11 protein-coding genes are annotated in these 10,941 nt (G+C 59.7%); 2 read left to right on the forward strand and 9 right to left on the reverse strand.

What is annotated here, in order from left to right; all coding sequences use genetic code 11:
• Positions 1–37: 37 nt before the first annotated feature.
• Together H8F21_RS12260 and H8F21_RS12265 are read right to left on the reverse strand one after the other, a co-directional pair.
• Positions 38–3,106, reverse strand: a complete 3,069-nt coding sequence (locus H8F21_RS12260; RefSeq protein WP_203542035.1) for an efflux RND transporter permease subunit — start codon at positions 3,104–3,106, stop codon at positions 38–40.
• 6 nt (positions 3,107–3,112) lie between these two features.
• A complete protein-coding gene (locus H8F21_RS12265) occupies positions 3,113–4,213 on the reverse strand; it encodes an efflux RND transporter periplasmic adaptor subunit (RefSeq protein WP_203542036.1) in 1,101 nt (366 codons plus the stop codon).
• Between the two features lie 161 nt (positions 4,214–4,374).
• Between H8F21_RS12265 and H8F21_RS12270 the strand changes: the two genes are divergently transcribed.
• Positions 4,375–5,043 carry a TetR/AcrR family transcriptional regulator gene (locus tag H8F21_RS12270; RefSeq protein ID WP_236042991.1) on the forward strand — a complete coding sequence of 223 codons (669 nt, stop codon included), beginning with the start codon at positions 4,375–4,377 and terminating at the stop codon, positions 5,041–5,043.
• Here the strand turns inward: H8F21_RS12270 and H8F21_RS12275 are convergent, their stop codons facing one another.
• Positions 5,044–5,823 carry a class I SAM-dependent methyltransferase gene (locus H8F21_RS12275; protein WP_203584417.1) on the reverse strand — a complete coding sequence of 260 codons (780 nt, stop codon included), beginning with the start codon at positions 5,821–5,823 and terminating at the stop codon, positions 5,044–5,046.
• Between the two features lie 94 nt (positions 5,824–5,917).
• On the opposite strand from H8F21_RS12275, the gene H8F21_RS12280 reads away from it, so the two are divergent.
• Positions 5,918–6,538: an energy transducer TonB gene (locus H8F21_RS12280; protein ID WP_203584418.1), complete on the forward strand. Its 621-nt coding sequence runs from the start codon at positions 5,918–5,920 to the stop codon at positions 6,536–6,538.
• 3 nt (positions 6,539–6,541) lie between these two features.
• Here the strand turns inward: H8F21_RS12280 and H8F21_RS12285 are convergent, their stop codons facing one another.
• The 6 genes from H8F21_RS12285 to adk form a co-directional block, all read right to left on the reverse strand.
• The gene (locus H8F21_RS12285; protein WP_203542039.1) at positions 6,542–7,234 is read right to left on the reverse strand and encodes an extensin-like domain-containing protein; all 693 of its coding nucleotides are present in this window, start codon (positions 7,232–7,234) and stop codon (positions 6,542–6,544) included.
• Between the two features lie 6 nt (positions 7,235–7,240).
• Positions 7,241–8,071, reverse strand: coding sequence for an isocitrate lyase/PEP mutase family protein (locus H8F21_RS12290; RefSeq protein WP_203584419.1), 831 nt, complete (start codon positions 8,069–8,071; stop codon positions 7,241–7,243).
• Positions 8,072–8,103: 32 nt separating this feature from the next.
• Complete coding sequence (locus tag H8F21_RS12295; protein WP_203584420.1) at positions 8,104–8,973, reverse strand: DUF72 domain-containing protein; 870 nt, start codon at positions 8,971–8,973, stop codon at positions 8,104–8,106.
• Between the two features lie 3 nt (positions 8,974–8,976).
• Positions 8,977–9,264, reverse strand: a complete 288-nt coding sequence (locus H8F21_RS12300; RefSeq protein ID WP_203476115.1) for a hypothetical protein — start codon at positions 9,262–9,264, stop codon at positions 8,977–8,979.
• 129 nt (positions 9,265–9,393) lie between these two features.
• The gene (gene tsaB / locus H8F21_RS12305) at positions 9,394–10,068 is read right to left on the reverse strand and encodes a tRNA (adenosine(37)-N6)-threonylcarbamoyltransferase complex dimerization subunit type 1 TsaB (RefSeq protein ID WP_203476122.1); all 675 of its coding nucleotides are present in this window, start codon (positions 10,066–10,068) and stop codon (positions 9,394–9,396) included.
• 85 nt (positions 10,069–10,153) lie between these two features.
• Positions 10,154–10,804, reverse strand: a complete 651-nt coding sequence (gene adk, locus H8F21_RS12310; RefSeq protein ID WP_136477852.1) for an adenylate kinase — start codon at positions 10,802–10,804, stop codon at positions 10,154–10,156.
• Between the last annotated feature and the right edge of the window lie 137 nt (positions 10,805–10,941).

A 10,941-nucleotide genomic window follows, 5' to 3' on the forward strand; every position in this document is an offset into this window, starting at 1 on the left:
CTGCAAGCGGGGTTGAACAACCCTTCGCTTGCAGCAGCTAGCCGCCCTTCCTGACCCTGAACCAGGCCGCATACAGTGCCGGCAGGAACAACAGCGTAAGCGCGGTCGCCACAATAAGCCCGCCCATGATCGCCACCGCCATCGGCCCGAAGAACACGCTGCGTGACAGCGGGATCATTGCCAACACCGCTGCCAGTGCGGTCAACACGATGGGACGAAAACGTCGTACTGTGGCTTCGATAATCGCCTGCCAACGGTCCAGGCCCGCGGCAATGTCCTGCTCGATCTGGTCGACTAGAATTACCGAGTTGCGCATGATCATTCCTGACAGTGCAATGGTGCCGAGCATCGCGACAAAGCCGAACGGCTGACGGAACACCAACAGGAACAGGGTCACGCCGATCAGCCCAAGCGGTGCGGTGAGGAACACCATCACCGTGCGCGAGAAGCTGCGCAACTGCAGCATCAGCAAGGTCAACACGACAACGATGAACAGCGGCACACCCGCATTCACCGACTGCTGCCCCCGCGTCGAGTCTTCCACCGTTCCGCCCACGTCCAGCAGGTAGCCGTCAGGCAGTTCTGCACGTATCGAGTCCAGGGTCGGAAGGATCTGCTGGACCAGAGTCACAGGCTGCTCCTTACCGTATATATCGGCCCGCACGGTAACGTTCGGCAGTCGGTTGCGGTGCCAGATGATGCCTTCCTCGAAGCCATACTCCAGCGTCGCTACCTGCGACAGGGCAACACTGCGGCCATTGTCAGTCGGCACCGCCAGGCTCGGCAGGCTGGCAAGTTCGCTGCGTTCCTGCTGAGTACCACGCAGAAGGATTTCGATCAGCTCGTTGTCTTCACGGAACTGGCTGACGGATGAACCGGTCAGCGAACTCTGCAAGAACTTGGCAAGGTTGGCGGTGCTTACGCCAAGAGCACGCGCGCGGTCCTGATCGATGTTGAGGTAAACCACCTTGCTCGGCTCTTCCCAGTCCAGGTGCACATTGACCACATGTGGATTCTCGCGCACCTTGGCCGCCACCTTGCGCGCCAGGGCACGTACCTGCTCGATGTGTTCGCCAGTAACCCGGAACTGCACTGGATAGCCCACAGGTGGACCGTTTTCCAGGCGGGTGACGCGCGAGCGCATTTCGGGGAACTGCTCATCGAGGGTCGCGATCAGCCAGGTTCTCAAGGCTTCACGCTCTTCGATGGTCTTGGCCAGCACCACGAACTGGGCAAAACTGGCGGCTGGAAGTTGCTGGTCCAACGGTAGATAGAAGCGCGGTGACCCCGTGCCGACATAAGCCACATAGTTATCGATGCCGGCGCGGTCCTTGAGCATTGTCTCCAGACGCTTGACCTGCTCGGCTGTGTTGCTCAGCGATGCGCCTTCGGCCAACTTCAGATCGACCATCAGTTCCAGGCGCCCGGAGGCAGGGAAGAATTGCTGGGGTACGAAGCGGAACAACACAATGCTGCCAATGAACAGCGCAATGGTCGCCACGATTACTGTCTTGCGCCGCTCCACACACCAGCCTACCACCCGCCGTACACGCTGATAGAACGGCGTGCCGTAAGGATCAGGTCCGCCGTCTGCCGTACCGTGCTTGGCGGCATGCCGCTTGGCGAGGTCCGGCAGCAGACGCTCGCCCAGGTAGGGCACAAATACTACCGCGGCAATCCAAGAGGCAACCAGGGCGATGGTGACCACCTGAAAGATCGAGCGAGTGTATTCACCGGTACTGGACTGCGCGGTAGCAATGGGCAAAAAGCCCGCCGCGGTGATCAGGGTTCCGGTCAGCATCGGGAACGCGGTGCTGGTCCACGCGTAGCTGGCGGCCTTGATACGGTCGAAGCCCTGCTCCATCTTGATAGCCATCATCTCCACCGCGATGATGGCGTCATCCACCAGCAACCCGAGAGCGAGCACCAGGGCGCCGAGAGAAATCTTGTGCAGGCCAATTCCGAGGTAATACATAGTGGCAAAGGTCATTGCCAGTACCAACGGTATTGCCAGGGCCACCACCAGACCGGTGCGCATGCCCAGGGAGAAGAAACTTACCAGCAAGACGATCGCCAGTGCTTCGATCAGCACCTGAACAAACTCGCCGACCCCGGTTTTCACAGCAGCCGGCTGATCGGAAACCTTACGCAGTTCCATGCCGGCAGGAAGGTTGTGGGCAATGCGCGCGAACTCAGCCTCCAGTGCCTTGCCCAGCACCAGTATGTCGCCGCCGGCCTTCATGGACACCGCAAGACCGATAGCGTCCTCGCCCATGAAGCGCATGCGCGGTGCAGGAGGGTCATTGAAACCACGACGAACCTGAGCCACATCGCCGATACGGAAGGTGCGATCCCCCACACGAATCGGGAACTGCTCGATCTGCTCGACGGTGTCGAAGCGACCACTCACCCGCAGCTGCAAGCGCTCGCTGGGTGTTTCAAAAAAGCCCGCGGTACTGACCGCGTTCTGCTCTTCGAGGGCCTGCTGCACGGCTGCCAGAGGTAAACCAAGGGTCGCCAGCTTGAGGTTGGACAGCTCGATCCAGATCTTTTCGTCCTGCAGCCCCAGCAGCTCGACCTTGCCCACATCCTTGACCCGCTGCAGTTGAATCTGCACGCGGTCGGCGTAGTCTTTGAGCACGGCATAGTCGAAACCTTTGCCCGTCAATGCGTAGATGTTGCCAAAGGTCGTGCCAAACTCGTCATTGAAAAACGGACCCTGGATGCCGGGCGGCAGGGTATGCCGAATATCTGCGACTTTCTTGCGGATCTGATACCACAACTCGGGTATGTCGGCCGAATGCATTGAGTCGCGGGCCATGAAGGTAACCTGCGATTCACCCGGCCGGGAGAACGAAATGATTTTCTCGTACTCCCCCGTCTCCATCAGCTTCTTTTCAATGCGCTCGGTTACCTGGCGCGAAACTTCTTCTGCGCTGGCTCCAGGCCAATTGGTGCGAATCACCATGGCTTTGAAAGTAAAGGGAGGGTCTTCGCTCTGCCCCAACTTCGTGTAGGACAACGCGCCGACAACAGCCAGCAAAATCATCAGGAACAGCACAATCTGCCGATTGCGCAGGGCCCAGGCGGAAAGGTTGAAACCCATCGGGACTTACTCCTTGGCCGCTAGATTCACCACACGATTGGACCGATCCACCGGCCGTACCTGTTGCCCCTCCTGGAGCACATGCACGCCAGCCGCCACTACCCAGTCCGAGGCACTCAATCCTTCAAGCACCGGGACAGTTTTTTCGCCATAGGCACCCACACGAACCGGAACGCGCTTGAGCGTGTTATCGGCCTCCACACGCCAAACATAGCTCTGGCCATTTTCAGCGGTTAATGCCGACAGCGGCACCGCTAGTGCAACCTGTTGCTCATGCTGGATAAAAACCCGTGCACTCTGACCAAGCTCTGCTGGCACCTTACCGGCGCTGAAAGCAATGCGCGCAGCAAAGGTCCGCGAGCGTGGATCGGCTGCCGGTGACAGTTCACGAATACGTCCGCTGAAGCGCTGATCCGGCTGCGACCAAAGCTCGACCGCCACGGGTTGACCGACCTTGAAGCGGCCGAACTGCTGCTCGGGCAGGCCAATCAACACCTCGCGCTCACCGTCGGCAGCCAGGGTGAATACGGTTTGACCTGCAGCGACCACTTGCCCCACCTCGACCTGACGCTTGGCGATCACCCCGTCCTGGGAGGCGCGGAGCACCGCGTACTCTGCCTGATTGCCAGCCACATCGAACTCAGCGCGCATTTGCTTGAGCCGGGCAAGACCGGCGCGATAGAGGTTTTCGCTGTTATCAAACTGAGAACGGCTGACCATTTGTCGCTCCAGCAAGGTCTGGTAGCGATCGCGCTCAGCTTTTACCAACCTTAGGTTGGCCTCGGCGGCAGCCAACTGTGCACGACTGGCCTCCAACTGCAGGCGCACATCCTGCGGGTCCAGCTCGGCCAGCGGCTGCTCAGCCTTGACCCGCTGCCCTTCTTCCACCAGGCGTTTACTGACTTTGCCACCAATGCGAAACGCCAGCTCAGGTTCGAAGCGCGCGCGCACCTCGCCCGGATAGCTATCGGCAGCGGCGCTGGCCGGTTGCGGCTGCACCACCAAGGCAGGGCGCAGGGAAGTCTGCGGCGCACTTTCCTGCCCACACGCTATCAGCAGCAAGGCAAGACCAATGGGCAGAGCGAGGGGCAAGGCATGGCGCAACATGATGAATGACCTTTCGCGAGTGACGCTTGGAATATTTATACTCGCGAGTATATTAAATCAGCGAATCAAACCGGGGAAGCGTCTGCCCAAGAGAAAAAATGTATTAACAGCGCTTCGTTATGACGATATCTGTCAGGCCTGTCATGGCCTGGCGATGTACCATGCTCACTTACCGGAATCTGTACAAGTCACCCATGCACAACGATCTCACCGCTCCCGTCGGCCCAGGCCGGCCCAAGGATCTGGCAAAACGCCAGGCAATTCTCGAGGCGGCCAAGCAGCTGTTTCTTACGCTTGGCTATGCCAGCACCAGCATGGATGCGGTCGCGACAGCGGCAGGTGTTTCAAAATTAACCGTCTATAGCCATTTCACCGACAAAGAAACGCTGTTCACCGCGGCCATTTCCGCCACGTGTACGGCGCAATTGCCGGAACTGATCTTCGAGCTGCCCGACGGTGTGCCATTGGAGCAGGTTCTGCTCAACATCGGCTGCAATTTCCAGGCGTTGATCAGCAGCGACCAGTCGGTGCAATTGACCCGCTTGATCATGACCCTCGGAAACCAGGACCCCAAGCTCAGCCAGATTTTTTTCGAGGCGGGCCCATTAAGGGTGTTGCGGGAAATGGAACTGTTGTTGCGCCGCGTCGATCAGCGCGGCCTGCTTCGTATCGAACACCCCGATAAGGCGGCGGAGCACTTCTTCTGTCTGCTCAAGGGCGCACCGAACTATCGCCTTTTGCTCGGTTACGCCCCGCCGCTGGACGATGAAGCCGCCAAGGCTCATGTCGCAGAGGTGGTTGAAGTGTTCTTGCGCGCCTACCGCTCCTGATCACTTGAGGGCTTTTTTCGGGTAGATATCGTAGCGACTCGACTTGCCTTCCAAGCTGTGACTCGGCTTGGGCCCCTCAATGATTGGCGCCTTGCGCGGACGCTTCACCACTACCCGGTGACTGGCCAGCGCCAGGGCTGCCTCAAGCAGTGCAGGTGCGTCCAGGTCATCGCCAACCAATGGCCGGAACACCCGCATCTCCTTTTTCACCAGAGCGCTCTTGTCCCGGTGCGGAAACATCGGATCGAGGTAAATGACCTGTGGCGGCTCGCCCTGCCAGCTACGCATGCGCTCGATGGCGTTGCCAGTGAGCAACTGCATGCGAGCCACGATGGGCCCCACCTCGGCATCACCCGCCGCCCGAGCCAGCCCATCCTCAAGCAGTGCAGCCACCAGCGGCTGTCGTTCTATCAGGGTCATTTGACAGCCAAGGCTGGCCAATACAAAGGCATCCTTACCAAGCCCTGCCGTGGCATCAAGCACCTGCGGTCGAACGCCTTGGGCGACGCCCACTGCCTTGGCAATCATCTGCCCGCTACCACCACCAAACACGCGTCGGTGCGCTGCCGCACCCTCGACGAAGTCGACGCGCACCGGGCCTGGGGCCTGAGCGCCGAGTTGCTGGATCTGCAGGCCGCTGGCGCCCACCTGCACGGCGAAGCCGGCTTGCGTGTCTTCCAGAGGCAGGCCCAAACGCTGTGCCCACTCTTGCGCCTTAGATTGATAATCGGCTGTCAGCGCCTCGACCCGGATACCGCCGTCTGCCTGTTGCTCCACCATCGAACCCTGTACTCAAAAAAATTAAATGATCGCCGGCCACTGCCGATATACGAAGTATTCGCTATTTTGCCAGACCTTACGGCCCGCGACTGCCATGACCGACATTCTTCAGCTCAGCTCAGGTTACTTATCGCCCGTTGGCGACTATGGCCGGCACAACACCCAGGCACTGGGCGGCGTCAGCCACCTGTGGCAGGATTTTTTTGCCCGCGCCCTGGCTGAGCAGCAAGCTGAAGTCGAGCCGGAAACGGCCCTCGCCATCGAACAATTCGACAAGGCCACTGGCGAACCCTTGGGTGGCAGCCAATTGCTGGCGCACATCCATACCCAGCGCCAATGCAATGTGCTGGACACCGAGATCGCCCCGCCCGAGCCCCTGTTCCTGCCGATTGCCGAATTCGAACCAGAGTTGCTGGAGAAACTGGCACCGCCGTTCGACGACGTCGAACTGATTGAGCAACAGCGCCAACTGGACATCAGCAATACCTGGATGCGCCCGGTGGTCATGAGCCAGGGTCAGCCAATCCCGGAACCTGGCCCTGGACCACTACCCAAATCGCTGTTCCTGCCTATCGCCGAGTTCGAAATGGACCTGCTCGACAAAGCACCTGAGCCATTCGACGAGCCTACGCTGGTAGCCCAGCAATCGGCACTGGACTTCGACACCCGCTGGGCTCGTCCGGTGGTGCTGAACAATGTGCGCATCGCTGCCTGAGTCTCAGCGACAGATCTGCCAGAACCCCATGTCCACATGAAAGTGATTACGGTGGGCGGCGTTATAGTCCGGCCCCAGAACCGTGTTGAAGCTGTCGCAGGCACTGGCATGAACATCCTTGAGAAAGCGCGCTTTGGCGCCCTCGCCCTGCCAGTCCTTGAGTAGATTGATACGCCGGCCATCCGCCAGGCGAAAGCCGGCGATGTCCAGCGCGTTGGCCGTGGCATGCTGGCTGAGCCGTCCCTCTTTGCGGTTGTACATGTTGCGACAGGCAAAGCTGCCGAGGTGATCGACTTGCACCACGCGCTGGGCAAATGCCCGCTGCGCGGCCGGCTGTAACGCATGGCGTTCGAACAGGGCATAGGCAACCGCCAAGGGGCAACTGGCGAGAAAACTGCTGCTCAGGCGCACGGATGAACCCTCGACACGCACCACGTTCTGCAACGGGCACTGCGCTGTGGGCGCGCTGTCGGCTTGCGGGCGATAACGCAGATCCGAACTTGCCAGGGCTTGTGCACAGAGCTGCGGATTATCCTGCAATCGCCCAAGCTTATAAGGCGTCAGCAGGTTCGGCGGCTCGCGCACATCGAGCACGGCCCATGGGTTCCATGCATCCGGGACACGCCAACCCTGACGCCAGGCGTATACCGTTAGGCCGATCAACACCAGGCACAGCAGGACCACGCCTTTACGCATACAGGATCAACGCCGAAACAGCTGATTCAAATGATCGAAAGGCAGTGCCTGATCGCCATAACTGAACGAGCCTTGATTGAAAATCTCTTCGGCACCACGGTAAAACGCTCCGTACGCAGCACGTGCCAACGACGACCCGACGCTGATACGCCGAACGCCAAGGTCTTGAAGTTGATTGACGCTCAACGCCACCCCACTCATGCCCATCAACACGTTGACCGGTTTAGGCGCTACAGCCTGAACCACCGCGCGAATTTCTTCTGCCGTGCGTAAGCCAGGGGCGTAAAGCACATCCGCGCCAACTTCAGCGAACGCTTGCAGGCGAGCGATGGTGTCGTCCAGGTCCAGGCGACCGTGCAAAAGGTTTTCCGCGCGGGCACAGAGCATGAAGGGAAAGTCCAGGCTGCGAGCCGCCGCCACAGCGGCTTCGACCCGCTCCACGGCGTGATGGAAGCTGTAGATCGGCTCCTCGGTGTTACCACTGGCGTCCTCGATGGAGCCACCCACCAAGCCTGCCTGCGCGCCCTGCAAGATAGCCTCGGCACACTCCTTGGCACTTTCACCGAAGCCATTTTCCAGATCGGCTGCTACCGGCAGAGCGGTCGCATCGACAATAGCGCGGGCGTTTGCCAAGGTTTCTTCAAGACTCATGGCGCCTTCGGCGTCTGGTCGACCCAAGGAGAAAGCCAACCCAGCACTGGTAGTCGCCAAGGCCTCGAAGCCGAGGCTCGCTAGCAGTTTGGCGGAACCGGCATCCCAAGGGTTGGGAATGACAAATGCCCTGTCGCGTTCATGCAGGGCTTTGAAGGCTTCGGCACGTAGCGTTTGTACATCCATGATCACAGCTCCCGGGCAAATGACAGGAGCGCTCAAAGCAGTCCGAGTTGTTCGGCCTCTGGCGCCCTGTCCAGTTCTGGCAAAGCCGGTAACCCGGGTAGGCGTTCCATCAGGCCGCGATGAAAACGCTGAGCCAGGGCAGCGGCCAGTCGGTTATCGGCAGTATGCAGGAAAACATAGGGGCTGCGACCCTCCTCGATCCAGGCTGCTACTTTGTCCAGCCAGGGCAGCAGAAAGGGTTCGTTGGCCGCCAAATCCGGATGACCAATGAACCGCACCTGTGGATGCTGGCTGAAAGCCGTCGGCCGCGGTGGTACCCGTGGCTTTTTTGATTGGGCGTCGAGCACTCCCGGGGCTTGCGAGGTACAACTGAACAAGGCGCGTGGATCGAGGCAGATTCGTTCGACACCCCGACCCTGCAACAAGCGATTCAACTCGCGCTCCTCATCACCCCTGGCAAAAAAAGCGCGATTGCGCACTTCCACAGCGACCGGTACATCGACCTCATCGAGAAAGGCTACCAACTCGCTAAGACGCGCCGGCCCGAAGGTTGACGGTAATTGCAGCCAATAAGGAGCAACGCGGGGCCCGAGGGGTTTGAGCAATTGGATAAAGGTCTGAGCAGCCGTCAATTGATCCCGCAAGTCGCCAGCATGGCTGATGTCACGCCCAAACTTGGCCGTGAAGCGAAAATGCGCGGGCATGACCTGTGCCCAGCGCTCGATGGTTGCCGGTGCCGGCCGGGCATAGAAGGTAGTGTTGCCTTCTACAGCGTTGAACACTTGGCTGTAGAGGCCCAACAGGTCACCGGTTTTAGCGTGCGCAGGATAAAGATACTCACGCCAGGCGCTTTCACTCCAGGAGGGACAACCGAGAAAATAAGGAAGCGTGGACAGAGTCATCCATCAAATGTACAGGTCCAGCCCCAGCACTTCCATCTCCCAATCGACAAAGCCCGCGGTGGTCAGGTAGCTGGTGAGGGCCTGGGCTGTGCGCTTGTTGCAAGCACGGGGAAAGATCATGTCCTGCTGGCGCGCGGGCAACCCCCCGGTGCGCGCCTGTCCAGTGGTGGCTTGCGGCTGCACTTCGAACTCGCCCGGTAGATCCTCGTCCACATCGTCGCTGAGCACCGGCGCTCTGCGCGGGGTTCGTCTGATCGGATAGGACTGTGAGGAAAAACCGTCGATGCGCATGGCGATCTCTCAGGAGCAATGATGGCAATTTAGCAGCATCAGAGTGCCTTCGCTAATGCCCGATTGATAACTGGACCACAGTTCGGGCAAAAGGTTTTGTTTGCTCTGGAAATAATAGACGAGCAGCCGTCAGCGCGCCTTAGGGGTCGCCACGTTATCGCGCAGATACACGGGCTGGGCAAGATCGGCAGCAATGGCCTCACCGCGCTGCCAGGCAAAGGTAGCCAAGGTCAATAAATCCTGCGCGTGAGGCAACAGACTTGCATCCTGACCGCACAATTTCACCCCAATGCGCTCGGCATAGCCCCAGCCGGTGCCTGCGCCAAACCACTCACCGCTGGCACCCGCAGGAAGCACCGCACGCTCTGGAGACAGCACCGCTTCGCTGCCGAGCAAACGCATCTCCCCTGCCGTTTCCTGGTAGCAGCCCCAGTAGACTTCGTCCATGCGCGCATCGATAGCCGCGGCGACCTGGCTTATACCCTGCTCGCGCAACGCGCGCTGGGCCAGCACTGCAAGATTGGAAACCGGCAGCACCGGCCGCTCCAAGGCAAAGGCAAGCCCCTGGACGACGCCAATGGCGATACGCACACCGGTGAACGCACCTGGACCACGACCAAAGGCAATGGCATCGACCGCCGCCAGGGTGATGCCGGCGTCTGCCAGCAACTGCTGGATCATCGGCAGCAGCTTTTGCGCGTGCAGGCGCGGGATCACCTCGTAATGGCTGGAAACCTTGCCGTCATGCAGCAAGGCAACGGAGCAGGCTTCAGTGGCGGTATCCAGGGCCAGCAAGGTGGTCATCGGGGGTTCCAGGCGAGAGAAAAAAGAGCGGCATTATAAACAACAACGGCCCGCAAGCGGGCCGTTGTCTGCTACCGAGTATCAATCAGCTCAGCGCAGCCAGTACCTTGGCGGTGATGGCGTCAACCGAACCTACGCCTTCGATATGGGCGTACTTCGGTTTGCCGCCATTGGCAGCCGACAGCTTCTGGTAAAAATCTACCAGCGGCTTGGTCTGGTCATGGTAGACAGCCAGGCGATGACGCACGGTTTCTTCGGTGTCATCTTTACGCTGAACCAGCGCTTCACCGGTTTCGTCGTCTTTGCCTTCAACCTTCGGCGGGTTGTAGACGATGTGGTAGACGCGACCAGAACCTTCGTGAACGCGGCGACCGGCGATACGCTGAACGATCTCTTCGTCTTCGACGGCGATTTCAACGACGGCATCAATTTCAACGCCAGCAGTCACCAGGGCTTCCGCCTGAGGAATAGTGCGCGGGAAACCGTCGAACAGGAAGCCGTTCGCGCAGTCGGCCTGGGCGATGCGGTCCTTGACCAGGTTGATGATCAGCTCGTCCGAAACCAGCTTGCCCGCGTCCATGATCGCCTTGGCTTCCAGGCCCAACGGAGTGCCGGCCTTTACAGCAGCACGCAGCATGTCGCCGGTGGAGATCTGTGGAATGGCGAATTTTTCGGTGATGAACTTTGCCTGAGTACCTTTACCGGCCCCGGGAGCTCCCAGCAGAATCACGCGCATATTGTGCTCCTCATTTTTGTAAGCAAATCAATGGAGTCGGCGCAGAGGGCCAAGTCCGGAATTGGGTCATGACCACAAATCGGTCAAAAGGCTGCTCAAGATACACAGCGGCTTCAAGCCACACAAGCGCTCGAAAG

Origin of the sequence: Pseudomonas arcuscaelestis, assembly GCF_016881005.1 — a bacterium.
GTDB classification, from domain to species: domain Bacteria; phylum Pseudomonadota; class Gammaproteobacteria; order Pseudomonadales; family Pseudomonadaceae; genus Aquipseudomonas; species Aquipseudomonas arcuscaelestis.